This is a genomic window from Streptomyces gobiensis, assembly GCF_021216675.1.
Lineage (GTDB): Bacteria > Actinomycetota > Actinomycetes > Streptomycetales > Streptomycetaceae > Streptomyces > Streptomyces gobiensis.
This window is the reverse complement of record NZ_CP086120.1, coordinates 2616965-2643824: the sequence shown is the minus strand read 5'-3', so window position 1 is coordinate 2643824 and position 26860 is coordinate 2616965. Positions and strand designations below refer to the sequence as shown.

The 26860-nt window shown below is 69.3% G+C and carries 20 protein-coding genes, 1 pseudogene and 1 riboswitch; of the genes and pseudogenes, 8 read left to right on the top strand and 13 right to left on the bottom strand.

What is annotated here, in order from left to right:
• Window positions 1-11 precede the first annotated feature (11 nt).
• Complete coding sequence (locus test1122_RS12220; RefSeq protein WP_232269199.1) at window positions 12-443, top strand: heavy metal-responsive transcriptional regulator; 432 nt, start codon at window positions 12-14, stop codon at window positions 441-443.
• On the opposite strand, the gene test1122_RS12215 is transcribed toward test1122_RS12220, so the two are convergent.
• A complete protein-coding gene (locus test1122_RS12215) occupies window positions 400-987 on the bottom strand; it encodes a TetR/AcrR family transcriptional regulator (protein ID WP_232269198.1) in 588 nt (195 codons plus the stop codon). The two genes, test1122_RS12220 and test1122_RS12215, sit on opposite strands and share 44 nt — an antisense overlap.
• Before the next feature lie 111 nt (window positions 988-1098).
• Between test1122_RS12215 and test1122_RS12210 the strand changes: the two genes are divergently transcribed.
• Together test1122_RS12210 and test1122_RS12205 are read left to right on the top strand one after the other, a co-directional pair.
• Window positions 1099-1320, top strand: a complete 222-nt coding sequence (locus test1122_RS12210) for a hypothetical protein (protein WP_232269197.1) — start codon at window positions 1099-1101, stop codon at window positions 1318-1320.
• Complete coding sequence (locus test1122_RS12205) at window positions 1320-1853, top strand: hypothetical protein (protein ID WP_232269196.1); 534 nt, start codon at window positions 1320-1322, stop codon at window positions 1851-1853. The genes test1122_RS12210 and test1122_RS12205 overlap by 1 nt, the downstream gene beginning before the upstream one ends.
• A 36-nt stretch (window positions 1854-1889) precedes the next feature.
• On the opposite strand, the gene test1122_RS12200 is transcribed toward test1122_RS12205, so the two are convergent.
• The gene (locus test1122_RS12200; RefSeq protein ID WP_232269195.1) at window positions 1890-4382 is read right to left on the bottom strand and encodes a SpoIIE family protein phosphatase; all 2493 of its coding nucleotides are present in this window, start codon (window positions 4380-4382) and stop codon (window positions 1890-1892) included.
• 566 nt (window positions 4383-4948) lie between these two features.
• Between test1122_RS12200 and test1122_RS12195 the strand changes: the two genes are divergently transcribed.
• Window positions 4949-5977 (top strand): SCO1860 family LAETG-anchored protein, encoded by a 1029-nt coding sequence (locus test1122_RS12195; RefSeq protein WP_232269194.1) that lies wholly within the window; start codon window positions 4949-4951, stop codon window positions 5975-5977.
• A gap of 409 nt (window positions 5978-6386) precedes the next feature.
• Window positions 6387-7244, top strand: coding sequence for an NAD(P)-dependent oxidoreductase (locus tag test1122_RS12190; RefSeq protein ID WP_232269193.1), 858 nt, complete (start codon window positions 6387-6389; stop codon window positions 7242-7244).
• Between the two features lie 550 nt (window positions 7245-7794).
• Here test1122_RS12190 and test1122_RS12185 read toward each other — a convergent pair.
• The 4 genes from test1122_RS12185 to test1122_RS12170 form a co-directional block, all read right to left on the bottom strand.
• Window positions 7795-9573: an ABC transporter ATP-binding protein gene (locus tag test1122_RS12185; RefSeq protein WP_232269192.1), complete on the bottom strand. Its 1779-nt coding sequence runs from the start codon at window positions 9571-9573 to the stop codon at window positions 7795-7797.
• Window positions 9566-10417: an ABC transporter permease gene (locus test1122_RS12180; protein WP_232269191.1), complete on the bottom strand. Its 852-nt coding sequence runs from the start codon at window positions 10415-10417 to the stop codon at window positions 9566-9568. The genes test1122_RS12185 and test1122_RS12180 overlap by 8 nt, the downstream gene beginning before the upstream one ends.
• On the bottom strand, window positions 10417-11403 hold the full coding sequence (locus test1122_RS12175) for an ABC transporter permease (protein ID WP_232269190.1): 987 nt from the start codon (window positions 11401-11403) through the stop codon (window positions 10417-10419). The genes test1122_RS12180 and test1122_RS12175 overlap by 1 nt, the downstream gene beginning before the upstream one ends.
• Entirely contained in the window at window positions 11400-13076 is a 1677-nt protein-coding gene (locus test1122_RS12170) for an ABC transporter substrate-binding protein (RefSeq protein WP_232269189.1), read from the bottom strand. Before test1122_RS12170 ends, test1122_RS12175 begins: the two co-directional genes overlap by 4 nt.
• Window positions 13060-13228: riboswitch (cobalamin riboswitch) on the bottom strand. (Overlaps the previous gene by 17 nt.)
• A 1257-nt stretch (window positions 13229-14485) precedes the next feature.
• On the opposite strand from test1122_RS12170, the gene test1122_RS12165 reads away from it, so the two are divergent.
• The gene (locus test1122_RS12165; RefSeq protein ID WP_232269188.1) at window positions 14486-17512 is read left to right on the top strand and encodes an AfsR/SARP family transcriptional regulator; all 3027 of its coding nucleotides are present in this window, start codon (window positions 14486-14488) and stop codon (window positions 17510-17512) included.
• Window positions 17513-17540: 28 nt separating this feature from the next.
• On the opposite strand, the gene test1122_RS12160 is transcribed toward test1122_RS12165, so the two are convergent.
• From test1122_RS12160 to test1122_RS12135, 6 genes are all read right to left on the bottom strand, one after another.
• Window positions 17541-17765, bottom strand: a complete 225-nt coding sequence (locus test1122_RS12160) for a hypothetical protein (RefSeq protein ID WP_232269187.1) — start codon at window positions 17763-17765, stop codon at window positions 17541-17543.
• A 110-nt stretch (window positions 17766-17875) separates the two neighbouring features.
• Window positions 17876-19237 carry an MFS transporter gene (locus test1122_RS12155; protein WP_232269186.1) on the bottom strand — a complete coding sequence of 454 codons (1362 nt, stop codon included), beginning with the start codon at window positions 19235-19237 and terminating at the stop codon, window positions 17876-17878.
• Window positions 19238-19384: 147 nt separating this feature from the next.
• On the bottom strand, window positions 19385-20671 hold the full coding sequence (locus test1122_RS12150) for a dTDP-4-dehydrorhamnose 3,5-epimerase family protein (protein WP_232269185.1): 1287 nt from the start codon (window positions 20669-20671) through the stop codon (window positions 19385-19387).
• Window positions 20672-20787: 116 nt separating this feature from the next.
• Window positions 20788-21132, bottom strand: a complete 345-nt coding sequence (locus test1122_RS12145; protein WP_232269184.1) for a hypothetical protein — start codon at window positions 21130-21132, stop codon at window positions 20788-20790.
• Window positions 21133-21315: 183 nt separating this feature from the next.
• On the bottom strand, window positions 21316-22224 hold the full coding sequence (locus test1122_RS12140) for a LysR family transcriptional regulator (RefSeq protein ID WP_232269183.1): 909 nt from the start codon (window positions 22222-22224) through the stop codon (window positions 21316-21318).
• 79 nt (window positions 22225-22303) lie between these two features.
• Window positions 22304-23548, bottom strand: coding sequence for an ATP-grasp domain-containing protein (locus tag test1122_RS12135; protein WP_232269182.1), 1245 nt, complete (start codon window positions 23546-23548; stop codon window positions 22304-22306).
• A gap of 114 nt (window positions 23549-23662) precedes the next feature.
• Here test1122_RS12135 and test1122_RS12130 point away from each other — a divergent pair, with 114 nt between their 5' ends.
• Window positions 23663-24163 (top strand): tetratricopeptide repeat protein, encoded by a 501-nt coding sequence (locus tag test1122_RS12130; RefSeq protein ID WP_232269181.1) that lies wholly within the window; start codon window positions 23663-23665, stop codon window positions 24161-24163.
• A gap of 233 nt (window positions 24164-24396) precedes the next feature.
• Here the strand turns inward: test1122_RS12130 and test1122_RS12125 are convergent.
• Window positions 24397-24585: pseudogene (locus test1122_RS12125) on the bottom strand (hypothetical protein); the annotation flags it as partial.
• 348 nt (window positions 24586-24933) lie between these two features.
• Between test1122_RS12125 and test1122_RS12120 the strand changes: the two are divergent.
• Window positions 24934-26838, top strand: a complete 1905-nt coding sequence (locus test1122_RS12120) for a glycoside hydrolase family 9 protein (protein WP_422396971.1) — start codon at window positions 24934-24936, stop codon at window positions 26836-26838.
• Window positions 26839-26860: the final 22 nt, after the last annotated feature.

Sequence of the window (26860 nt, the reverse complement as noted above, 5' to 3'; positions counted from 1 at the left end):
AGGTGACCGTTATGGCACCGCACGGACTGACCATTGGGCAGGCGGCCCGCGCCGCGGGAGTCACCCGCAAGGCCGTCCGGGTCTATGAGGCCAAGGGGCTGCTGCCGGAGGCCGAGCGCAGCACGGCCGGTTACCGGCTCTATGACCAGGCCGACGTTGAGCTGCTGACCTTCATCCGCCGCGCCCGCACCCTCGGCCTGCACCTTGATGACATCCGGTCCATCCTGAGCATCAAGAACGGCGGTGCCCCGCCCTGCGCCGCCGTCCGGGACGTCCTCGACGCCCGTCTCGCCGAGATCGACACCGCCGTCAGCGAGCTCCTCGCCCTCCGGGAAAGCCTTGTCGCCACCCGCCAGGGGGCCGAGGCCTGCGACGACGCGTCAGCCGTCGTCTGCGCCATCATCGAGGAGAGCTCTCCGGGGGGCGCAGCCCGGCCAGGGTGACCGTGACAAGCCGGTGGACCGCCGCCTTGGACGGCAGGCTGCTGGCTGCTGCGAGGGCGTGGAGGCAGTAGCTCGCGAGCTCCTCCGGAGCGACGTCATCCCGGAGGTCGCCGGTAGCCGCGACCTCCCTCAGCAGATCTTGGATCAAGTCGCTGAGACGCTGCTGCGCCCGCGCGACGGGCTCACCTCGATGCAGGAGCGCCATGAGGTCGGCGCCGTGGCGCCCGCGGTGGTGGGAGATGAGGGCGTAGGCCGTCAGCACTGCTTCCAGCCGCTCGTCGGCGGCGCCGGGCTGGTTGCGGAGTTCGGTGAGATATTCGAGATGGCCGGTGACGTGACGTTCGTGCCAGGCGGCCAGGATCGCTTCGACGTCCGGGAAGTACTTGTACAACGTCGCACGTCCGATGCCGGTCTTCTCGGCGATCTGCGACATCGTCACCGACGTCAGCCCGTGCTCGGTCACCAGTGCCCACGTGGCGTCCAAAATCGCCTCGCGCACCGCGTGACGGTGCGCCTCGATCGTCTCGTTCCACAGCTTCGGCACCACCGCAGTATACGTGACGACGGGCTCACAACACTTTGATCGACGATAGACACATTGTCTCGTAAACTGGCTCAGAACGATGTTGACGGTCCCGCGCCCCGGAGGAAACACATGGCTGACGTGCCCCGCCGCCCCGACACCGGCCTGGGGTCCGACCGCGGATCGCCACCAGGCATGCCACGCTGGGTGAAGGTGTCCGGGATCGTCGTGGCCGCACTTGTCCTGCTGGCCATCACCGTGAAGGTCACCGGCCTCGGTGGCGGCGATCACGGCCCGGGTCGCCACACCGGCACCGGCCTGGGCGGCTACACGCTGCTCAAGAGTGACTCCTGATGACCGTGCCTCCCCGCCTCCGCAGGGTCGTGCTCACCACGCATATCGCGACCTCGGTGGGCTGGCTCGGCGCCGTCCTTGCCTACCTCGCCCTCGATGTCACTGCTGTGACCAGCCAGGACGTTCAGAAGGTGCGTGCCGCGTATATGGCGATGGAGGTGATGGTGCTGTATGTCATAGCCCCGCTGGCCCTGGCGTCGGTACTCATCGGGATCGTCAACGCGCTGGGCACATCGTGGGGCCTGTTCCGGCACTACTGGGTCCTGGTCAAACTCCTGCTCACCATCTTCGCCACCGCCGTCTTGCTGATACAGACCCGGACCGTGAGCTACCTGGCGGAGACGGCAGCGTCCAGTGCCGATCCCGGCGAGCTTCCTGGGACGCTCCTCCATTCCGCCGGCGGCCTGGTGGTGTTGCTCATCATCGTGGTCCTCTCGGTATTCAAGCCTCGGGGGCTGACCCGGTACGGGTGGCGTAAGCAGCAGGAGGAGCGTCGTCAGCAGCGCGGGCAACGCACGGCGCCGGTGGGGTAGTCCGGATTTTCCAGGGTTTCCGGGTTTTCCGCGTACTCAGTGGGCCGGGGCGGGAGCGTATGTGGTGAGGAGCAGCGCGATGTCGTCCATGCGGTTCGGCGCCCGGCGGACCTCCCGCAGAAGCTCGTCGGCCAGCTCCTCCAGGGATTCCGTCGCGCTGTGGGCCAACGAGGTACGGAGCCGGTCGATACCCACATCGATGTCGGAGTCGCGGGTCTCGATCAGCCCGTCCGTGTAGAGGGCCAGGACAGCACCGGGCTGGAGACTCAGCTCTGATTCGGGGTAGGTGACGGCGGGCTCCACACCGAGGATGGGTCCGCCCGGCACCGCCAGGACCTGGGTGCGTCCGTCGGGCTGGCGCAGCAGGGGCGGGCAGTGGCCCGCGCGGACCACCTGCGCGATCCCCGCATCGGGATGGAGGCAGACGTAGCAGCAGCTGGCGAGCAGTCCGGGGTCGAGGTCGAGGAGAAGCTGGTTGGTACGGGCGATCACGTCGCCCGGCCGGTGGCCGGCGGTGGCGAAGGCCCTTACCGCGCTGCGCAGTTGGCCCATGGTGGCGGCAGCGGTGACATTGTGGCCCTCGACATCTCCGACGATCAGTGCGACGCCGCGGCCGGTGGGTATGACGTCGTACCAGTCGCCGCCGATGTCCATCCCGCGAGTGCCGGGGAGATACCGGCCCGTGACGCTGACGCCCGGCAGGGTGGGTAGTTGGTGCGGCAGCAGCGCGTTCTGCAGGCCGCGGGCGAGGGCGAACTCGGCGTCGTAGAGCCTGGCACGTTCCAGTGCCTGGGCGATCAGGCCACCCAGCGCGGTCAGGATGCTTCGCTCCTCGGTGGGGAACCGGTGGGGCGTGTCGAAGCCGAGGATGCAGGCGCCCACCGGGCGGCTGGAGGCGATCAGGGGCAGGAAGGCAGCGGAGCTCGACTCCGGTTCAAGTCCGGGATAGGTACGCGAGAGCTCCTGCGGCGACTCGACGAACAGCGGGGCTCCGGAGGTCAGCGCGTCGGTCACGGGCAGGTGAGCGTGGAGCGGCGTGCCCTCGAACCGCGCCAGGAAGCTCTCGCGGTAGCCGGTCTGCGACAGCAGGCGCAGGGACCGGTCCTGCACCACGTACATCGCCAGCCGGTGGCCGCCGAAAGCGGGCAGGAGCTGGTCGGCGACGGCATCGCACACCTCCCGTACGGTGACCGCCTCGGTCAGGGCGCTGCCCAGCTGGAGGACGCGGTAGAGGACGCCCAGACGCGTCGGCGCGGGCCGCGCGGAGGGCCGGGAGACCGGCTCTTCTCCGGCGGCCGGTGCCCCGGGCTCGGCCTCGGCCGGGACCGGCTGTCCGGCGGGTGTCGCCCATCCGGTCATGCCCTGCGGGTCCGGGTGGAGGCAGAACACGAGCCACTGGCCGGGTGGGCGGCAGGCCAGGAAGGAGACCGGCTGCTGGGTGATCATGGCGGCTCGGAACCGGTCTTCGTACACCGGATCGGCCAGCCAGGGCAGGACGTCCCACAGGCGTCGGCCCAGCAGTTCATCGCGGCGGACGTCCAGCAGCCGCTCCAGGCTGTGGTTGACGTACGCCAGATATCCCTCCCGGTCGAGGGAGAGGAAGCCGTCCGTGAGCCGTTCGACCGCCGCGACGGCGGCCATCCCGGCTCCCGGGTCAAGGACGGTGCCGACCAGGTGAGAACGTGCCTCCTGGTCGGCGGTGGTGTCGGGTACGCGGCCCCACAGCTCGACGGTGTGGTGACCGCCGCTGCTCTCCCGCACCCGCAGGCGCGGGGCGAGGATGCGGCCCTTCTCGGCCGCGGTGCGGGCGGCGGCCCGGAAGCCGGGAAGGTCAGCGGGGTCGATCCTGGCCGCCAGCGTGGCCGCCCGTCCGTCGAACTCGTCCGGGGCGAGACCGAACATCGCGCACAGCTCGTCATCCGCTACGAGGGCTCCGGTGTCGAGGTTCCAGTCGAACAGGCCCACCCGTACCGCTGGAGCGGAGTCCACCGGGACCTCGAGAACGGTCTCCGCGTCGCACTCGGGGAGAGCGCCGCGTGCCTCCAGCTCGGCGAGCGACGCGCCGAGACGGCCGGCCGTGGCACGCAACTGCCGTCGCTGTGCCTTGGAAAGCCCATGCTCACCGAGCCCGGCACCCCACACCACGGCCATGGCCCCGAAGGTGTCCTTGCCCGCCTTGACCGGCACGGAGGCGGAGCCGAACGCGTAGGGCAGTGCCACCGCGAGCTGGGGATACCGGCGCATGGTCTCGTCGCTGTCGGCCAGATGGACCGTCCGGCCGGAACGGAACGCCTCCGCCACGGGGATGGGACTGTTCACCGGGATCCGCCGCCACCCGCCGAGCAGCGAGGGCGGCGTCCCTGACGTCGCGGTGAGCACCAGCGAGTGACGGTCACGCGAGAGCAGAAACACGCTGCCCGCATGCGCCCCGGTCACCTCGACGGCCCTGACAACGGCACCAGCCAGTGCGTCGTCACGCTCCGCCGTGTTGTCGGTGCTCGCAGCGCCGAACGGGTGCGCGTCCGGCACCGTACTCCTGCCTGACACCTTGGCCCCCATCGCTGCAATGGCCGCTTTAATCTTGTTTACCAGGCTTTGTACGGTGATGTCGCATCAGTGCTGAAGAACCTTGCCGGCGAAGCAGCTGGCACACGATGGGTTACCTACGGAAGCCGGACGATGGCGGTACGTCATCGGGCACGGACACCCGCAGCGCGAGCGCGCTCACCGCGAAGGCCACGCCGCATGGACCTTGAAGCTGGTCCGCATGACATCCACATCGGCCGGAAGACGCATTCCTGCACGCCATTTTCCTGTCGTGGGCGCTCCCGACATTCCCGGATGATCGCATCAGCACGCGGCGGCCCGGTCAGCCACGGTGCCCTGGACCGGACCAGGAGGTCTCAAGCTTATTACTGTGACGTAAGTTTCGATGTAGACGGGGCGGCAGTCTATTAGAGTGACCAGCCATCAGATGGTCGTAGCAGACCGTCTGCACGCCATGCCACCCAAGCCAAGGCCGTCGGCGAACGCATCCCGTCCCCCCATGTCGCTACGTCGACTGCCTCATACCTCTGTAGGGGTTTCAGTTGTCCATGCGAGTCCTTGGTATCCCCGCACGCTCAGCCGCTCTCCTTGGCGCCGCTGCCCTCGCGGCCGGCGGTGCGCTCACCGCAGGCCCGGCCTATGCCACGCCTGCGGACGCACACTCCGGTGGCACCGGCAAGGCAACCGCCGTCGCGGCGCGCGCCGACCTGGATGTCTCCGTGAAGGGCGTCGGCGAGATTCCGGTCAAGGCGTCTCTCAGTGACGTCAGCGCACCCGCCGACGCCGAGCAGAAACTGCTCACGGCCGAGGTGAAGGGCGCGAACAACGGCCGGCCCGTGACGCTGGTCAAGGCCGAGGTTGCACATGCCAGCGCGCAGGCGAACACACAGCGGTCCATAGGCGACGTCAAGCTCGTCGGCGTCAAGGCCTACGCACCCGGCCTGTCCGCCACCCCGCTGCTGAGCGCCGGCCTGCTGAAGGCCACCGCTTCCTGTGAGACCGGCAAGAAGCCATCCGCCAAGACCGCGCTGGCGGACCTGTCCGTCCTCGGCAAGCCGGTCACGGTCAACGGGACGGGTGCCACACAGGTTGAGGTGCCCGGCGTCGGCACCGTTGACCTCGCTCTGGAGGAGACGGCCACGACGAACAGCACGGCTACCGCCACCGCGCTCCGGCTGACGTACACGGTGAAGCCGGCCAAGCTGGACGTCGTGAAGGCATCCGGTGAGATCGTCCTCGCCGAGGCCACCTGCGCCATGCCGGACAGCTCCGGCTCCACCGATGGCGGGTCCACCGATGGCGGCTCCGCCAACGGCGGCTCGACCAACGGCGGCTCGACCAGCGGCGGTTCGGACGGCGGCTCGACCGAGGGCAGCTCCGGCGGTTCCGCCGGTTCGAACGGCGCCGAGGACGGCGGTTCCGCGGACAACCAGCCCACCACCCAGACCGGTGACCTCGCCGAGACCGGCAGCAGCTCTGCCACACCCATCATCGCCGGTGTGGGCGCTGCCCTACTCCTTGCCGGCGGGGCCATGTACGTGATCCGCCGCCGGAGCAGCAGCGCCCAGGACAGCTGACGCGGGAACGGTCACAGGCCGCGCTCCCGCTCGGCGACCGGATCGCACCTGGCCGAAGCTCATCGCAGCCCCGCACCCGGGGGCGGCGATGAGCTTCGGCCTTCGCCAACAGGCAGCCGGAGCACGGCAGACAGCAGGGGCCCCGACCCCGCCCGGTCGCGGTGGCGCCCGTCGTGCGCTACTCCAATGGACTTGGTCATCGCCCTGGATCACGGTGGCCCGGATCAACATCGCCGAGCAGGACATCTTAGGTGCGCGGAACCTGGAGATCGCGGACGGTGCCTCCATCACCCCCTGGCGGGTGCGCGAGGAGCACCGGCCGGAAGCTCGCACAGGGGTTGAATATGCAGGACAGCATTGCCGCGTACCACGAGCAACGCGCTCGCGAGCTGCCGCCAGGAGGCCCCCGATGACCACCGTGACCCTGCTCCACCCCGGTGCGATGGGTGTCGCCATCGGCGCACAGGCGGCCCGTTCCGGAGCGACCGTCCTCTGGTTCCCCGCCGAACGCAGTGCCGCCACCAAGGCCCGCGCCGAGGCCGCTGGACTCACCCCCGCAGCAGACCTGCCCACCGCTCTGGCGGCAAGCGACATCGTGCTGTCCGTCTGCCCTCCGGCAGCCGCCGAAGATGTCGCCGCAATCGTCGCCAGCCACGCTTTTAACGGCGTTTACGTCGACGCCAACGCCATCAGCCCCGAACGCATGCGCCGTATAGCCGACCGCCAGCAGGCGCAAGGAGCCACCCCGGTGGACGGAGCCATCATCGGCCCAGCACCACGCGGCACCGCCACCGCCCGGCTCTACCTTGCCGGTCACACCCCAGCCGTCACCCAGGCCGCCGCCCTCTTCACCGGCACCCAGGTCACCGCACGTCCCCTGGACAAACCCCTGGGCGCGGCCTCAGCACTGAAGATGGCCTTCGGCGGCTACCAGAAAGCCGCCCGCACCCTGGCCGCCGTCTCGCACGCACTCGCCGCCACCCACGACGTCACAGAAGAACTGACCGCCGAGGGCCGGACCATGGCCGCAGCCGTCCTGGCCGACACCGACTATCTGCCCAGCGTCGCCGCCCGCGCCTGGCGCTGGGGCCCGGAAATGCACGAAGTCGCAAACGCCCTCCGGGAAGCCGGCCTGCCCCCAGACCTCGCCCAAGCCGCAGCCACCACCATGCAGCACTGGAACCGGGACAAAGACAAAAACAACCTCACGCTGGAAGACACCCTCACGCATCTGCGCTCAACGAGCCACGACGCCCACCACGACTAGTACTCCAGTGGTACTTCGCTATTGCCGCTGGTCAGATGCTGTTTTTGGGAGTGTGGTGGGTGACGGCGGGTCAGGCGTAGGTGGTTCAACGTGTTGTTTCGAATGTCGGCCTTCGGTCTCCTGGAACCTTCAAGAACGGCGCAGCGGGCCCTCTCTCGGCAGGTAACGTCGTGCGCCGATGAGGCTGGCCCCTGCCAGATGGAGGATTCATGGCCAGTCTCATAGCGATCATCTGTATTGGGCTGGCGGTCGCGTTCTACCTTTGCGAAGGACGTAAGGACTCCATCGAGTCACTCACGAGTGGCGGCTGCGGGTGCTTCATGGCGCTTGGGTTGCTCCTTGTCGCCCTGTTGGTGCACCTCGGCGGCGTTGCTGACAGTCGCTTCAAGTAAGACGCTCAACGCGTGCGCCGTTGGGCGTCGATGCGCCGCCGCCAGGCGCGGCCTGCTTCTGCCCCGGAGAGACCGCGGTCGCCCGGGTCCGCGCCTCGCTGGTACAGATGCCGCGCCGGAGTAAGGGTCCGCTGGGGCATGGGCTCCAGAGGCGTGGGTCATCGCGTCGTGGTCGGGCGACTCGGGTCCGTCGGGGAACGGTTCGCCGCGTCCTGGGGTAGGTGATCCGCGGCCCCGAGCTCGCTCAGCGTGCCTTCGGCGAGTACCGCGATCCGGTCCGCGACCGTGGCGACGACAGCGCGGTCGTGGCTGATGAACAGCATCGCAAGACCGAGGTCACGCTGGAGTTCGGCCAGCAGCTCCAGTACGGCCGCTTGAACCGAGACATCGAGGGCCGAGGTGATCTCATCGCAGATGAGCAGCTCGGGCCGGGCCACCAGGGCGCGGGCGATGGCCACCCGCTGGCGCTCGCCGCCGGACAGCTCGCCCGGCAACCGGGTGGCGACGGGGGAGGGCAGGCGCACGCGGTCCAGCATGTCCAGGGCCGCCACGCCCGCGTCACGGGTGCTCAGTCCACGGAGCAGCTTGGCGGGCCGGGCCACCTGCTCACCCACCGTGCGGGAGGGGTCAAGGGAGTCCGCCGGGTTCTGCGGGACAAGTTGGATGGCCCGCCGCTGCTCCCGGCTGCGTTTGCGCGCCCGGGCGGCGAGCAGGGCCGTACCGAGCCGGATCTTGCCCGCTTCCGGCCGGTGCAGCCCTGCCAGGCACCGGGCGATGGTGCTCTTGCCGGAGCCGGACGAACCGACGAGCGCGAGGCACTCCCCAGCGGCCAGGGTGAACGACACACTCGCCGCGGCGACCACGGTGTGCCGCCGGGGTCCGCGGTGTACGGCATGCAGGCCGTCTACGGTGACCACGCTCGGTGCCTCCGGCCCCGGCGCTTCCGGACGCCATGGAAGCGGCTCGGTGTGCGGCGGCGTGGCGGGGACCACATCGTGCCGGTGGCACACGACCAAGTGACGCTCGGCGAGCGCCACCGCGGTGGGCGCCGTCGTCCTGCACCCGGGCTCGGTGAGCGCGCACCGTGGCGCGAAGCCGCATCCACCGGTCTCCCGCGCACCGACCGGCGGGACGCTGCCCGGCAGTCCCACGGGTCGGCGGTCGAGCGCCGGGCCGGGCACCGCGGCCAGCAGCGCCGCCGTATAGGGGTGCCGGGGCTGCTTCAGGAGTTCGCTGGTGGGTGCGGTTTCCACCATCCGGCCCGCGTAGAGCACGGCGAGCCGGTCGGCGATGGTGGTGACCGCCGCGATGTCGTGGGTGATGTACACCATGCCGCAGCCGGTGTCCTCCCCGAGCTGCCGCAGCCGGGTCAGCAGTGCGTCCCGGGCGTCGGCGTCGAGCCCGGTGGTGGGCTCGTCGAGCACAAGCAGCCGTGGCTCGTTGACCAGCGCCTGAGCAAGCGTCACCCGCTGCTGCTGGCCCCCGGAGATCTGGTGCGGCCAGCGGCGCAGGTACCGGCGCTCGGACGGCAGACCCGCGCGCCGCATCGCACGGGCCACCAGCTCGTCGGGGGGCGTGCGGCCGGGATGGGCGCGGGCCACCTCGGTGACCTGGTCCCCGATGCGCATGGCGGGGTTGAGCGCGAGCGCGGCGTCCTGCGGCACGTACGCGACCAGATCGCCTCGGAGCCGGCGCCGCTGGGCCTCGGTGCCGCGCAGCATGGCGGCCCCGGCGACCGTGACCTGCCCGCCGGTGACGCGGGTACCGGGAGGGGAGGCACCGAGCAGGGCGAGCGCGAGGGTGGTCTTGCCGGAGCCGGACTCACCGACAACGCCGAGCAGTTCGCCCGGGAAGACGGTGAGGCCGACGCCGTCGAGCACCGCCCCTGCGGGCGCTTCGACGCGCAGCCCGCTGACCTCGGCGAGAACGTCAGGCATGGCGGCTCCTGGTGTGTACGAGGGCGTCAGCGGTGACGTTGATCCCGATGGCCAGGACGGCGATGCACCCGGCGGGCGCCAGCACCGCCCAGGGCTGCAGCATCAGGCCCGAGCGGTTCTCCGCGATCATCAGCGCCCAGTCGGCGAGCGGTGGCTGCAGGCCGAGGCCGAGAAAGTTCGCGGTGCCGACCAGGCCGATCACCGCCGTGGCCCGTACGCCGACATCGGCCAGCAGGGGGGTCACGATGTGGGGCAGCACCTCACGCCGGGCGATCGTGACCCGGCGTTCCCCGCGCGCGACGGCCGCCTCCACCCAGCCGCGTACCGACACCTCCCAGGCCGCTGCCCGCACAACGCGCGCGACGCTGGGGATGTTGGCCACGGTGGCGGCGACGATCACGACCAGCGTGCCGCGTCCCGTCCCCGTGGCCAACACGGCGAGCACCAGGAACGGCGGCAGCGCGAGCAGCACATCCAGCGGGCGGATCAGCACCGCGTCCAGCACGCCCCGGCCCAGCGCGGCGATCAGCCCCAGGCCGCCACCGATCAGATACGCCAGGCTCAGCGCCGCCGCCGACAGCAGCAGCATGCTCGTGCCGCCGGTCAGCACCCGGCTGAGCACATCCCGCCCGAGGTGGTCCGTCCCCAGCCACATACCGGCCTGTGGCGCGGCGTACGCGGCGCCCACCGGCTCGGTACCGCCGTACGGGGCCAGCAGCGGCCCCACTACGGCGACTGCCAGCACCGTGCAGGTCGCCAGCGCGCCGATGACGCCCGCCGGACCAAGACTGCGCGGAGTCCGCTGTCTTCGCAGAGACCGCAGACTTCGCAGGGCCGACCGCATCAGTGCCCACTGGTCCGCAGCTTCGGCACCAGGACGATCGCCAGCAGGTCCGCAGCCGTGTAGACGAGAATGCCGCATGCCGCCATCGTCGCGGCCAACGCCTGTACGACGGGCACATCCCGGCTGGCGACCGCCGCGACCAGTTCATGGCTGATGCCGGGGTAGGCGAAGACCTGCTCCACGACGACCACTCCGCCGATCAGCCAGGAGACGCTGCCGGCCAGCAGCTGCAGCGCGGGGGTGACCGCGTTCGGTATCACGTACCGCCACACCAGGCGCCGTTCGGGGATGCCGTGCAGCCTGGCCATGCGCACATACTCGGCCCGCACCACCTCGCCGGTACGGGCGCGGACCATCCGGACCGACTGCCCCGCCATCACCGTGAGCAGGCTGGCCACCGGCAGGACGAGGGTCTCCGGGCGGGCGAGCGGGCTGGTGCCGTCCGGTATCAGGGACACCGGCGGCAGCAGCCGCAGACCGAGGGCGAACACCGCGATCAGGCCGGTCGCCGCAACGAACTCGGGCAGCGACTGCAGCCCGATCGCCACCGCCGAGGTGACGCGGTCCGCGAACCGGCCCTGCTGCAGGCCCGACCACACCCCGAGCCCGATCGCGACCGGCACCAGCAGCGCCGCCGCCAGCCCGGCCAGCAGCAGCGTGTTGCCCAGCCGCTGGCCGACGATGTCGGTCACCGGGCGGCCGCTGACCAGGGAGCGCCCCAGGTCGCCGTCGACGGTCCCGGCCAGCCAGTCGACGTACCGCAGGGCCCAGGGCCGGTCCAGGCCCAGCTCCGCGCGCAGCGCGGCGATCTGCTCCGGCGTACCGCCCGCCCCGCCCGCCGACCGGGACAGAATCACCTCGGCCGCGTCACCCGGGAGCAGCTCCGTCCCGGCGAACACCAGCACCGTGGCGGCGCCCGTCACCCCTGCCGCGGCCAGCAGCCGCCGCCCGCACGCGGTGAGCAACGGGTGCGCATGGCAGGTCACGCGCCGCCGATCCAGACATCGCGGTAGCTGCCCCAGCCGTCGGAAGCCGGCGGGGCGCCGCGGACGCCGCCGACCTTGTGCTGTGCGCCGTCGATCCACTGCATGAACGAGTGGATGATGTGCCCGCCGTCCTGCCAGAGCTCCTGCTGCAGATCGGCGTAGCGCCGCTCCCGCAGGCCGGGGTCCATGGTGGCGCGCGCGGCGAAGAACCGCTTGTCCCAGTCCGGACGGCGCCAGCCGGTCTCATTCCGGTCCGAGGTGGACAGCATCGTCTGTCCGTAGAACCAGTCGAGCGCGTAGTTGCCCCAGCCGCCCTGCGCGAAGGGCTTCTTGGCCCACACCTGCGACCAGTACGAGTCGGCCGGTGACTTGTCCAGCTTGATGGCGATCCCCGCACGCCTGGCCTGCTCGGCGTAGAGGGTCGCGGCCTCCAGCATGCCGGGGGAGACATCTGAGGTGTGGAGGGTGACGGTCAGCCCCTCCTGACCCGCCTTGCGCAGCAGCGACTTCGCCTTGTCCGGATCGTAGCCGCGCTGCGGCAGGTCGTCGTGGTACAGCGGAGCACCCAACCCGTACAGGTCGTTGCCCACTTCGGCGTAGCCGGAGTACACCGTGTCCACGATCTCCTGGCGGTCCACCGCCAGCTTCAGGGCCTCGCGCACATCCGGATCGCTGAACGGCTTCCGGTCGACCATCATGTTGAAGCTCTGCATACGGCCGACCGGCGACGTCACGACCTGGACCCGGCCCGCCCGCTCCTGCGCCGCGGCCTGCGCCCAGGCCAGCTCGTGCGCGACATCGGCGTCGCCGCCGAGCAGCGCGTTGAGCCGGGTGTCGGGCTTGGTGATGAAGATGATCTCCAGCTCGTCGAGGTAGGGGCGACCGCTCTCCCAGTAGGAGTCGTTCCGGGTCAGCCGCACCCGGTCCCCCGGGCTCCACCGGCCGAACCGGAACGGCCCGGTGCCGACCGGCGGATGGTCGTTGTCGAACGCGGTCGTGCCGTCCTGGATGACGTAGACGTACCAGCCCGCGAGCAGCGACGGCAGGTCGGCGATGGGCTGGCGCATCGGGACCGCCACGGTACGCCGGTCCACCTTGCGCAGCCCCTCGGCATCCACCATCGCGAGGTCCTTGGCACCCGTGAAGGAGGACTTGGGGTCGAGCAGATACCTGATGGAGTACATCAGGTCGTCGGCCGACAGCGGCTTGCCGTCGTGCCACTCGACGCCGTCCCGGAGCCTGATGGTCCACCGCGAGCCGTCGGAGTTCGGTTCGATGGACTCCGCAAGCCGGTTGGTGACCGTGAGATCGTCGTCGTACGCGCACAGCTTGTCGAAGAGGTTCTTCATCACGATGCCCGCGCCCCACGATCCGGCGACGAAGGGGTGCAGCGTGTCATCGCTGGAGCTGGCCCCCGAGACCACCGCACGCAGCCGGCCCCCGCGCCGGGGCTCCCCCGCGCCGGTGGGCGAGGTCTGCCCGGAGGCGCACGCGGTCAGGCCACCGCCGAGGGCGAGACCGGACGAGGCGACCGCCAGCCCACGCAGAAACGCGCGCCGGTTGACCTGATGTGCGGGGGAACGTACAGAACTGGGCAGCGCAAGGCGCGCCCGGGCAGGACCGACCATGGTGGACCCGTCTCCATCCTCGTGGAACCACTGGGCTTGCACCACGGCCGGTCTCCTGGCTTCCAGCTCACCGCTCCCCCACGCCTTCCCACGCCCTCGGGCGCAGTGGCACAGATGCAGGGGAGCTCCCTGGTCACAGTGGCGGGACCGCACCGGATCCACACCGGTTTCCCGTAACCGCGGCACGGACAACATAGCCAGCCCAGCCGGTCCATGGGGAGTGTCACTGCTCACCAGCCCCCAGCGGCGCCGGTCAGAGCGGGACAAGCCGGACCCGGCAACCGAAGCGCCACGGGGGCTTGCGCCACCACACCAGCGCCCGCGACATCGCCGTATCGACACCGGACTTGGGGACCGTTTCGACCAGCAACACGCTCCGAGACTTCCCAATGGCCACCGCCCTCGATACTCGGACACCCAGGCCCTATCGTTGCAGGTCAGGAGTCACTCCTCGCGTTTCCGACCACTTATCGGACATCTTCTGGCGACGAAGGCCGAGCTAGGCGCCGATTATTCCCAGGGCACCCGCAGCACCGCTCGCGAAGCGAGTTCGCTGAGGTTCGCACGGGTCCCCGGGCGGCAACTGCAACCACGGCACGACGAGGTCCCCAGCCGCTGAGCTGTCGGGGCTCTTGCTCAGCCCGGTAAGGCTGGGTGGAGGATGCGAAATTCGAAACTCGTGGGGGGTTGCCCCCCACACTTTCCAACTGTTCGACAGGGCGTCCTGAGGTGATCAAGGTTGTCCTGATCTGCGGCGGAGTCGGTGGTCTCCTGGCTTCCGGACGGTGCTGGGCGTGCCTGAATGAGACAAGAACTGAGACCATGTGGTCGATTGCTGCTCGCTTATACGCCCTTGACGACGATGGCGTGCTTGTGGCCGTGCAGTGTGACGTCGGTCAGCAGGTGAAGGGCTGCGCGGGCCTCGTCCTTGCCGATGTCGGCAACCCGGACGCGGGAGATCACCCAGCCCCAGCGCGCTGTTCGGTGGTCCTGCTGTCGTATGCCTCGATGAATGTCGTAGGGGAGGTCATTACCTCGGTTACTCCGCGGGTGCGAGGCCGAGCCGGGGATCATCTTGTAGGTCGCCGCGCACCACGAGAGCGAGTGCCTCGCAGTCGAGCACGAAGACGTGCGGAGGCCTGGCACTGCCGCCGCGCTTTTTCACGCGGCCTTTCCCGAACAGCCGGACCCAGCCTTATCGCTCGGTCCAGGCATGCCTCCACCTGGTGCAGGATGAAGGGCATCGGCTCTAGTCTCGCTGTTCAGAGGTGCCTTCCGTCTCGCCGATCACCTGCCGGAGTAATCGCCTCGTGAGAGGCACGGGGCTAGGATCTGTGAACCGAGGGGGAAGGAAGTCCGCACCGACGCCCGCACGGTGTCCGACGGAACGGGGCAGGGGCCGATGACCACGGGCCCTCGCCTGGGGCCAGGCAGCAAAGAGGGGGGATGCGCGGGTGGGTTCTGAGCAAGGTCTTCGTTTTCACGTCCTTGGGGCGGTGGAGGGCTGGGCCGGGGACGCGCGGTTGCGCCTCGGCGGCGTGATCCAGGAACGCATACTCGTCACCCTGCTGCTGGAGTACGGCAGGTTAGTCCCGGTCGCGCGGCTCGTCGAAGCGGCCTGGGACGAGCTGCCGCCGTTGAGTGCCGAGCACCAGGTGCGCAAGGCGATTTCAGACCTGCGCCGACGTATACCGGGCGGCGCAGGGGTCATCGTCACCGATGGCCCCGGCTACCGCGCTGAGTCGGCGGAATTCGGACTGGATCTGAGTGAGTTCGCCCGGGGGCTGCGCTTGGCGCGGGAAGCCGTCGCGGAGGAGCGCCGGTCCGACGCCGTCGTCGCGTTGCGCGAAGCGCTGGCGCTGTGGCGAGGCCCGGTCATGGTCGGCCGGGGCGGCAGGGTGATCGAGGCGGCCGCGATCGTATGGGAGGAGCGACGACTGGCCGCCAGCGAGCAGTGCTTCGAGCTGCGCCTCGCGCTGGGAGAGGCAGGTGAGCTAGTAGGTGATCTGCGAGCGCTTGTGTCGCAGCATCCGCTGCGGGAGGCCCCGCGCGGGCACCTGATGCTGGCCCTCTATCGAGCGGGCCGAGGAGTCGAGGCACTGGAGGAGTACGGTGCGGTGCGTGCTCTTCTCGCGGAGGAGCTGGGTATCGACCCGGGCGCCCGGCTTGCCGGGTTGCACGAGGCCATATTGCGGGAGGACCCGGATCTCGCCCCGCCGCACCGGCCCGCCAGCGCCGGGCCGGACGGTTCGCCCGGCCCGGCACAGGGGATCCGCGCCCTGCCGTACGACCCTCCTGACTTCACCGGACGGAACGAGGAACTGGAACTGCTGCTCGACCATGTCCGCAGACCCGGGGGTGAGGGAACCCATGTCATCGCCATTGACGGCATGGGCGGCGCGGGGAAAACGGCCTTGGCCGTGCATGCCGCCCACCGGCTCGCCCCCCACTACCCGGACGGCCAGCTCCATATCGACCTGCGTGGATTTACCCCGGGCGAGAGCCCGTTCCGGCCGGGTGCCGCGCTGGAGAGCTTGCTGCGGGCTCTGGGGATGCCGCACCAGCCTCTCCCGGGCAGCGCGGAGGAGCGCGCTCGTGTGTGGCGGGCCGCGCTGGCGCGCAAGAGAGTGCTGATCCTGCTGGACAATGCCGCCGACACGGCTCAGGTGCTACCACTGCTGCCGGCCTCCCCCGGCTGCTTGGTGCTGGTCACTAGCCGGGCCAGGCTGGTGGATCTGGACGGTGCCGAGTGGTTCTCCATCGGCATGCTGGTGCCCGAGGACAGCACCGCACTGCTGGCGGAGATGCTCGGGGCCGAGCGTGCGGCCGCCGAGCCGGAAGCGGTGGCCGAGCTCGCCGAGCTGTGTGGCCGACTGCCGCTCGCTCTGCGCATCGTGGCTGCCCGGCTGCGCAACCGGCCGCGATGGACTGTGCGCCACCTTGTCGAACGGCTCAGCCACGAGACGCGGCGGCTCGATGAGCTCAGCGTGGGACAACGCAGTGTCACGGCGGCCCTGGAACTGTCGTACCAGGCACTGGGAGCCCGGCAACGGGCTGTGTTCTGCCTGCTTGGCCAGCACCCGGGTGTGGAGATTGACGTCTGGTCCGCTGCGGCGCTGGCGGGCACGTCGGCCCGCGAGGCCGAGGACGTGCTCGAGCACCTGCTCGACGTACATCTGCTGCAGCAGCATACGGAGACGCTCTACAGCTTCCACGACCTGGTGCGCAGCTTCGCCCGGTCCCTATGGGCGGGCACCGCCGACGGGGACGAGGCCGACGGCGTGGTGGCCCGACGGCTTCTTCCGTACTACCTGGGGGCGACGGAAGCCGCGTGTGCGGCGCTGTTCCCCGACAGGCTGCGCATTGAGACTGGCTTCCCTGTGCCTGACGCGGGGCTGCCGTCGTTCCCTACCCCAGAGGACGCGTTGGCCTGGTTCGATCGGGAGCACCACGCAATCCAGCTCGCCCTGAACCGCGAGGGCGATGCGGCGGATCAGCGGTGTGTGCTCCACCTGTCCCGGAACCTGGCCTTCTACTTCTACACGCGCAGCCGGGTGGAGGAACAGGCAACGCAGGGGGTCGCCGCCGTCCGGGCCGCCCGGCGGCTGGGCGAGCCCCGGTTGCTGAGCCTGAGCCTGAACAACCTAGCGGTGTCGCACTGGAGGCTGGGTCACTTCCCGGAGGGTGTCGAGGCAGCTTCGGAGGCGCTGGAGATCAGCCGCCGGTCCGGCGACCGTCAGCACGAGGCCATCAGCGTCGGTCGGCTCGGGCTGCTGCACAGCGCGCTCGGCCACATTGCCGAAGCACTTTCGTTTCTGGAACAGGCGGTGGTCCTCCGGCGGGAGAGCGGGGACGAGGTCGGCGCGGCCGAGAGCTGGACCAATCTCAGCACTGTTTACCGCTGGCTGGGACGCTTTCCGGAGGCCGCAGGGGCCGTCGAGCGCGCCGTGCGCATCAATCAGCGGATCGGCTCGTACGACAATGAAAAAATGGCCCTGATCGAACTCGCGGCGACCCGGCTCGGCACCGGGGACGTGCGCCAGGCGCTGGACATCCTCGAACAGGCCCTGGCGCTCGGTGACGAGACCCGCAGGTCGGAGAACCACGCCCTCGCCCTGGCCTTCATGGCGGAGGCCCGGCAGCTCCTCGGCGAGCGGGAGAACGCCCTCCACGACGCCGATCGTGCCCTGGAGCTGGTCGGCCGCTCGGGAGCAAGGCTGCGGTCCTCGGAGGTTGAGAACATCGTGGGCCGGGTCCACCGCGGGAGCGGCGACCCGGCCCGGGCCCTGCAGCTGCACAAGAGCGCCTTCGAGCGCTCAACTGTCCTCGGCTACCGCGTTGAGACAGCCTGTGCACTGGTCGGTCTGGCGCGCGCCGCCGAGGACGTGGGTGACCACCAAGAGGCTGCGGAGTACTTCCGCCAGGCCCATGGCCTCTTCGAGGCCATGGGCCTGGCGGCATCCCACCGTAGCTGGGCCTGAGGGCTCTGAGAGGCCTGGGTCGTCTGGATCAGAAGCCAGGGGCTGTGGCACCGTCCCGGCCCGGCGGCGCGGGAGTGCCGACCGACGGCCCCTCGTCGCCTGCCACTACCCATGCCGTGTTCCCGGCGTGGACCGTCTGGACAACACCCCCGGTCGCGAGCGCGATCGCCATGGCGATCGCCCCGGTAACTATGGCCACCTTGCTGTGCATCTCCCACCCCTTGGTATCGGTCTGTCCGGTCGCTTTCGACATTCCTGATACTGGTCATGGCCGTTCCCGAACCGCTCCCCTTCCCTTCCTCGGCCCGGGACTTCGCACGTCACGAACCTGCCGGGGACGCTACAGGGGAGGCAGATGCACCGTCAGGACAGCGGAACCGGGGCCGAGTCAGCTGCCGAGGACGGACCGGGCACGTCGGCCGTTCCCGTCGACCCCTTCGCCGTGTCTGCCTCCGCCGTGCTCGCCTTCGACTCGTCGGCCGGTGCGGTGCGCAGAGCCTGCAGATCGACCCATCTCAGGGTGAACAGCGTCAGCAGGACAGGGAGCGCGCCGCCGAGCACGAACAGCCAGATGACGAAGCCGCGGTTCGGACTCAGGCCGGCCAGCGCCGCCGACAGCGGCACCAGGGCCAGCGACCCCAGCCAGTCGATGCTGATGACCCGGCCCCTAACCGCGCTCGGCACCGAGGTCTGCACCAGGGTGGACCAGTACACGTTGCCCACGGTCGAGAAGAACCCGTACATGACGCCCAGTGGCAGCAGCATCCAGAAGGACGGTACGAAGACCATCAGTGCCAGCGGGGCAGCCCCTGCCGTCCAGGCGAGCAGCATCAGGCGGGGGTAGTCCCGTGGTGGCTTGCGCGAGGCCACCACGAACGATCCCACCACCGCCGCTATGCCCGTGACGGCGATGAGCGTGCCGTAGTTGCGGGCATCGCCGCCCAGATCGTTGTGGATTACGAAGGGCAGCAGGACCTGCCGCGGTCCCGACTGGAGCAGCAGCACCAGACCGGACCAGACGATCAGTACCCACAGCCAGCGCTCGCTGAAGAGATAGCGCAGCGCCTGCCGGTATGGGACCGGGGCTCCGTCGGCGTCCGCAGCACCGTCGTCGGCCCGGCCGACCGCGGAGGGCAGTGGCTTGATCATGGCGACGCAGACGGCGGCGATGCCGAAGCTGACCGCGTTCATGACGATGATGATGAGCGAGTCGACTAGCGAGATGAGCAGGCCGCCGACGGCCGGGCCGACCATCCTGACGGCCAGCGATCGCACGATGGACTCCAGCGCGTTGGCGGCGTGCAGATCGTCCTCCGGCACTAGGTCCGGGGTGAAGGCGTCGGTTGCCGGTCCGCTGATCGCCGCGGCGGCACCTAGAACAAGCGCCGCCCCGACCAGGTGCCATATCTCCAGGTGACCGGATATGTGGATGATGGTAAGCGCCGAAAGGGCGCCCAGAGCCGCCGTGAGGGACCAGCCGATGACGGCCTTGCGCGGATAGCGGTCGGCGAGAGCGCCGCCGACCAGGACACAGGAGATCAGACCCACCGACTCCGCGCCCACCACCATCGCCAGATCGGAGCTGTTGCCTCCCAGTTCCATGGCGACCCAGGGCAGGGCGACCAGCCAGACACCGTCCCCCAGCATGCTGATGATGAAGGAGATGAACAGCAGGCGGTAATTCCTGTGCCGTAAAGGGGCCAGTGACTTAGAAAGCGACAGCATCGAAATTCCCAACTCCGAGTGACGGCACGGATGGTGCGGACAGCGGGGATGCCGTGGGCGCGGCCGACTTGTCGCGGCGGCCGCGCCCACGGGGGCCGAGGACAGACAGCGGGGTGAAGGCGCTTCAGTTCCGGAAGAATCTTGGGGTCAGGAGGCGGTCGGCACTTTCCTCCGGAGCGCGACGCGAATCTCCTTGCCATCCTGTCCCTTGAGCATCATTACGGACGGCGTGGAGTGCATGACGGGCATGTCCCGGAGCTGCTTCTGGTCGGCGACCCGGGCCTCGTAGTAATCGCGGCTCGCTGGGATGGCGTTGGCCCGAAGCGACGGGATCGGGCGCTTGGCGACCTGCCAGTCGATGACGTCGTTGCCCGGCTGGTATTCGCTGCCGTCCTCTGGGAGAAGCGTGCGGGGCCGGTTGACCGTGTAGACGTTCTCTAGGTGCTCGAAGGCGTGGCCGACTCCCGGCGGAATCAGTAGATAGCGCTCCGGGTCGGGGAAGAAGGTGAGGGTGACGTCGGCGCCGTAGGTCGGCGAGTCCACCCGGGTGTCGATGAGGTGGAGGGTGACCTCCTGATCGCGGGGTCCGGCGAAGGTCAGCCGATCCTCTTGGCCGAGGTGGATGCCGTACGCATCGTGGGTGTAACCGGTCTCACCGTGGTCGATGAAGTACAGCGGGTGCCGGTCGAGGAGGGCCGAGAAGCCGGACTCCGGGCCGCTGGAGATCACCGGGTGGCGCACCCAGCCGACGCCGAAAACTATGTCCAGGGGCTCCCAGTTCTTGTTCTGGTTCTGCGGGAGCCGCCTGCGCAGCTCGACCCGACGGACGGTGCCGTCTGCGAGCCGTACATCGCGGGTGATGGGGTATTCGTACGATACCTTGGGGATCATGGCGCGCTGCTGGGCGGCCACCATGTCGTACCAGAGCTCGCTCGCCGGTTGGGAGTTGGGCTTGTAGAGCGGCAGATCCCCATCGGCGACATCGAGCGGTAGGTTGATGATGTCCGCGTCGGGCTGCCAGTCGAGGGTGCCGTGCACCCACTCCCCGGGGTCGGGAAGGAAAAGCTCGTAGGAGTTAATCGTGTTCACGAACTCCAGGCCGTCGAAGGTGTGGGCCACGCCTGGCGGGATGTAGAGAGCCCGGGCTGAACCCGGAGCCCAGGTGTGCTGCTCGCGGACGCCCGCGGTGGGCGACCCCTGCCTGCAGTCGATGAAGTGGCCGGTGACCGTACCGGTGCTGGGGCCGAGGAAGGTCAGTACATCGGCCTGCCCCAGGTGAATTCCGTAATGTCCGTAGCTGAATTTTGTCTCGCCGTGGAAAACCAGGGTGGCGGGTCGCAGAGTTGGAAAGGGGACGACATAGGAATCGTTCCCATTATCAATCCGCCAGTTTTCCCGCCAACAAAGTCCCTCGATGGAGAACGACTCGTTCACAACAGTCCTCTTTCTTCCGTGGTGTCGGCCGGTGAGGGGGAGGGGCGGAATATGGCCCAGGGGCGGCTCGGTCCCGGACGCAGGGGTCCGGGACCGAGCCGTACCGCCCCTGCCCGTCAGGCGAGAATCTCGACCTCGTAGCCGGCTGCCTCGGCGGCGACGCGCAGGTCCTCGATGGAGGTGGTCGGCAGCTCCTCGAAGATCTCCGCGACGGCCGCCTGCTTGATGCCGGCCAGCGAGGCGGAGAGGCGAGCAGCCTGGTCGGCGCCCTCGAACTTGGTGAACGCCAGGTTCGTAAGGAGTTTCTGCAGGGCCTCGTCGCCGGAAGCGGCTGCCTCACGCAGGCCCGCGAGGGTCTCGTCGCCCACGCCGCTCCAGTCGGCGTCGAACTGGGCGCCGACGGCGTACAGACTGTCCAGCATCTGGTGGGCCTCGGTGGTCGTGGTCACGTTGCTGTTCATAGTCGACTCCTTTTCGCCGAGCACGGTCACGGTTTTCCGCTTTTCGGGGCGGCCCGTGTTGGTGATTTAATTTCAGCATCCGGCAGGTGGTCGGTCAATGAACTGCTTATCGGTTTACGGGAATCACTGCATTCGGACATTCCGAAGGCTCGGTAATCGCTGCTCTGAAGAGTGCCTGGCGGATCAGGCGGCGACCGCACCGTGCTCCTGGGCCATAAAGGCCCTGACCCGGTCGATGAACAGTTGCATTTCCCGGCTGAGCGGCGTCCGGCGGCGCCGGATGAGCTGGGTGTACACCTCGAAGGGGGGACGCCAGGCCAGTGGTGCCAGCGCCCCTGTCGCGGTGTCCTCCTCAACCGCCACCATGGGCAGCAGCCCGATGCCGAGGCCTGATGCCGCCCAGCGCTTGGTCGATTCCACGGTGCCGGACTTCAGCAGCGGTACGGGCGTGCCCGGGCCGCTGCGCAACTCCGCCTCCAGCAGTCGGCGGTAGCCGCGCCCGGACTCCGGCGCGAGGATGGGCACGCTGCGTAGATCCGCTGCGGTTACCCGCGTCCGGGTCGCCAGCTCATGATCAGGGCCGACGACAGCCACCAGGGGCTCGGGACTGAGCACTTCGCTCTCCACGCCGCTGTGCCGGTTCTCGGCTGACATGATCAGCCCGAGGTCGACGGTGCCCTGCCTCAGGGCATGCAGGGTTTCGGCGCCGGAGCCGGGCCGGAGCACCAACTGGAGTTGCGGGTAGCGGTGATGGAAGTACTCCAGTACGGGCGGCATGCGGTAGGTGGCGAGCGTTTCCATGGTGCCGATGACCAACTGCCCCGAGGGCTCCGGGAGACCGGCTGTCACACCGCGTGCCTCCCCGGCCAGGGACAGCAGACGCTCGGCGTACGGCAGTAACCGCTGCCCCGCCGGCGTGAGCCGGACCTTCCTGCCGGAGAGTCGTTCGAACAGCTGCACCCCGAGCGAGTTCTCCAGCCCTCTGATCTGTCCGGTGACGCTGGACTGCGCGTAGTTGAGTTCGGCCGCCGCACGGCTGAAGCTGAGCAGCGTGGCGGCCTTCTGGAACGTCGTGAGCTGGCGAATGTCCACCTGTCCTCTGTCCTCCGGGTCTTGGCGTTCGGCTGTCTTCCCTGGTCGAAGTTGTCCGGGTTCAAGGATGTGTTTCGGTTCACGGCCATGGCTCGCTTTCGGCCTCCGTCTCGGATTCGACGCGCAGCAGGCTGCAGGCGGCCGCCAGGTGTTCGGCGGCCTCCTCCGGCCCGGCACCGATGACCACGACGAAGCCGCGGTGAGACGTGTGCCCGGTGGTACGGGGTACGGGCCCGCCCGGCCGCGTCGGGAACTCCACGGCGCGCACATAGGGCAGGGCCCGCAAACCGCCGAGGTCAGAGAGAGGGGCTGACCGGTCCTCGGAGAACGGGAAGAAGCCGATCATGGCGGTCCGGCGGGCGGAGGCCAGCATCGGGACACGTCCCGTGAGTGCCCGGAAGGTCTCCTCCTCCAGGTCGGTCCCGCTGGCCAGCTCTACCAGCAACGGGATATGCCCCCCGCCGAGCCCGGCCCGCGACGCCAGGATGCGGGGGCCGCCGGGGGTCTGCACCACCTCGGTATGCGCTGGGCCGCACTCGAAAGCCACCAGATCCAGCAGCGCGCAGACCGCGGAGCGGATTGCTGCCTCGTCGCGTACGCCGAGGGGCGCCGGGTGGACATGGGAGGTCGTCACGAAGCGGGGCGGGCCGGTGGTCCGGGCGGCCGTGATGCCGACGACCTGGTGCATTCCGTCGACGCTGAGCGTCTCTACGGCGTACTGAGGGCCGGTCAGGTACTCCTCGATGACGAAGGGGCCACAGCTGCCCAGCGCCGCCGCCCGCCGCTCCCAGCGGCCGAGTTCATGCGTGTCCCGGATGAACGCCGCATCGCAACCGCCGGAGGCCACTGCGGACTTGACGACGAAGGGAGCGCCTGCGAAATGCGCCATCGCCTCCCGGACCCCGGCGGCATCGGCGGCCCGCCTGGCATGTACTCGCAGACGGGGGTGGGTGCGCAGCAGCTCGCGCAACGCGCCCCGGTCGCTGAGCAGCCGGACGGCGTGCGCGGGATTGGCTCCGAGCCCCAGTGCTTCGGCCTCCGCGAGCACGGGACCCATCGCCCTCACACCGCCCAGGTGCATCACCTGGGTGACCTGGTGCTCGCGGGCTGTGCGGGCGATGAGGGCGCGCAGGGCCGTCTCGTCGTCCATGTCGGCCAGCAGCAGCTGCTCCGAGTACTGGGCCACCTTGTCCAGATAGGTGCGGTCCCGCAGCGCGGGATCCCACACCGACCAGACCCGGCAGCCGGCCTCGGCGGCCTTACGGACCAGCCGGTGCGAGGGCAGCACCATCAGGACGCGGTTTGCGGACAGGGTGTCCGTCACGGGCTCTCCTCACTCGACTGCATCGACTGGGGGAGTGTTGCGGCGCCGCTTCCCGTTTCGTTCCCCCCGCCTTCCGGAGAGGGCGAAAACCACCGGACCTGCGACGATGTGCGCATGAGTGCACAGAGCAAGGAAGAACTGCTGGCCGAAGCCGTCCGGCTGCGCGAACAGGGGTGCCTTGAAGAAGCCAGAGAACACCTGTTGGCTCTGGCTACGAGATTCCCCGAAGATGCTGAAGTGGCGTATGACACAGCTGCGGTCCACGACCGGCTGGGGCTGGAATCCGAGGCTGTTCCCTATTACGAACGCTGTCTGAGCGGGACCGGGCTGTCGGACGAGGTCCGCCGTGGCGCATTACTAGGCCTCGGAAGTACCTACCGGGTGCTCGGTCGGTACACGGACGCCGTCGACACTCTCCGTCTCGGCGTATCGCAGTACCCCGACGACGGGGCTCTTCAGACATTCCTCGCCATGGCCCTGTTCAACACCGAAGACCATCACGAAGCCATGCAGATCTTGCTGAGACTGCTCGCCACCACCAGCCAGGACCCTCACGTGCAGCAGTACCGGCGACCCATCGAGCAGTACTCCAGAGACCTCAGCGAGACCATGTGAGCCTGGTCGGCCGAGACAGCTGAGACTGCGGCACGACGAGGGCCCCTTGAATCCGCCCTGAGCGGTCGGGGCCCTCGGTGGGGCTCGGCCAGATCCCTGGCCAGCAGCACGGGCTCGGCGAGCCAGCCGCGCAGCGAGGGGTCGCCGCCGTCTACCTCATCGCGGTCACCCAGCGAAAACGGCGCCCTTGCCTCGATTGCGCTGGTCGGCGCTGGCTTGGTGGCGAAGCAGACGCGTACGGCGACCCAGCGGCAGCCGTCCGGGTTGCCGTTGGGCGGGATGCCGGGTGGCGGCGACGCGCGGGCGAAGCCGTCCCGGGAGGCGACCAGGTGCGGGTCGGTGTGCTCGTTGGCCCGGCCGCAGCCGTAGAGATAAACGATCAGTTTGCCGGTGTCCTTGCCACTGGTGGTCTTGGCGATCACTCGGTGGCCGCCCTTCCGGTCGCCGCACTGTGCGAGGCCGCGTCAATGACAGCGACGGTGGCGCGGACGGTGTCCAGATCCGATGGGCCTGTGTCATTACGCGATTGCAAAGAGTGACTTTTCGGCTCTTTGAAGATCGCTCAGCACCCTTCCCACCGGGCGCCCGCAAGGCGTGTACCTCAATTGAGGTACACGCCTTTCGTTCGATCGAAGGTTCACAACTTCGCTCGCGCGTACGGCGATTGTGACCAGGTCCCCCTCCTACTGTCGGTGAGGCGGTTGGAAAGCCGCGGAACTCTCACACCCCACCTCGGAAGGACCCTCCTGGTGCCTCGCCCGCTCCCCCGTATGGCCCGTGTGCTTGACCGGCTGAACCGCAGCGGACGCCGCAGGCTGGCTGTCGCGACCGTGGCCGGTGTACTGGCCGGCGGTATCGCCGTCCCCACCCTCGCCTTTACGGAGTTCGGCCCCGAGCTCGGCCCCGCCGCACCGGCGGCCAAGCCGCAGATCTCCAAGCCGGCCGCCTCCAAGACCGGCCCCGCCCCGACCGTCCGGGTGAACCAGGTTGGGTACCAGACCGAGAGCCCCAAGAAGGGCACGTTCGTGACCAAGGCCAAGAAGCCGCTGGCCTGGTCCCTCAACGACGCGGACGGCAAGAAGCTGGCCGAGGGGATGACCACGCCCGCCGGTGCGGACCGGTCCTCCGGCGAGAAGGTCCACACCTTCGACTTCAGCAAGGTCACCGAGAGCGGTGAGGGCTACACCGTCACCGTCGACGGCCAGAAGAGCGAGCCGTTCACCATCGCCGACGACCTCTACTCGCAGCTGCGCACCGATTCCCTCGCGTACTTCTACCACAACCGCAGTGGTATCGAGATCGACGCCGACCTCGTCGGCGAGGAGTACGCCCGCCCCGCCGGCCACGTCGACGGCGCCAAGGGGGCCAGCGACGAGAAGGTGCCCTGCCAGCCCAAGGTGTGTGACTACACCCTCGATGTCAGCGGTGGCTGGTACGACGCGGGTGACTACGGAAAGTACGTGGTCAACGGCGGTATCTCCGTTGCCCAGCTGATGTCCGGCTATGAGCGCACCCAGCACGCCGAGGGCGCCGACGGCGACGCGCTCGGCGACGGCCGGCTCGTCGTGCCCGAGCAGGGCAACGGCACCCCCGACATCCTGGACGAGGCCCGCTGGGAGATGGACTTCCTGCTGAGCATGCAGGTGCCCCAGGGCGAGAAGCTCGCCGGCATGGCCCACCACAAGGTCCACGACAGCGAGTGGGCCGCCCTGCCGCTGATGGCCCACGAGAGCGAGGGCAAGCGCGAGCTGCACGCGCCGTCCACCGCCGCCACCCTGAACCTGGCCGCCACCGCCGCCCAGGCCGCCCGCCTCTTCGAGCCGTATGACGCGGAGTTCGCTGCCAAGTCCCTGAAGGCCGCGCGCGCCGCCTGGGACGCCGCGCAGAAGAACCCGGAGATGTACGCCGACCCCGGCGACACCACCGGCGGCGGCGCCTACAGCGACTACGACGTCAAGGACGAGTTCTACTGGGCCGCGGCCGAGCTGTTCACCACCACCGGTGACAAGGAGTACCGCCAGGCGGTGCTGAAGTCCCCGCTGCACAACGACAGCAAGGCGCTCTTCCCGAGCAGCGGCATCTCCTGGCAGTCGGTCGGCGGGCTCGGCGCCCTGAACCTGGCCACCGTGCCGAACAAGCTGGGCGACGCCGAGGTCAAGGCCGTCCAGAAGACCGTCACCCAGGCCGCCGACCGCTACGCCGCCGATGCCCGCAAGGCCGCGTACGGCGTCCCGTACGCCCCCGGCGGAAGCGGCTACGACTGGGGCTCCAACGGCCAGGTGCTGAACAACATGGTCGTCCTCGGCACCGCCCACGACATCACCGGCGACGCCAAGTACCGCGACGCGGTGACGAGCGGCATGGACTACATCCTGGGCCGCAACCCGATGGGCCTGTCGTACGTCACCGGCCACGGCGAGCGGTACGCGCACAACCAGCACCACCGCTTCTGGGCCAAGCAGGAGGACGCCAAGCTGCCGCAGCCGGCCCCCGGCTCCGTGGCGGGCGGTCCGAACTCGTCGATCGACGACCCGGTCGCCCAGACCAAGCTCAAGGGCTGCGCCCCGGCGAAGTGCTACGTGGACGACATCGAGTCCTGGTCCACAAACGAGATCACCATCAACTGGAACGCCCCGCTGGCGTGGGTGGCCTCCTACCTGGACGGCCAGGCCTGACGCCCGCAACCACGGAATGACG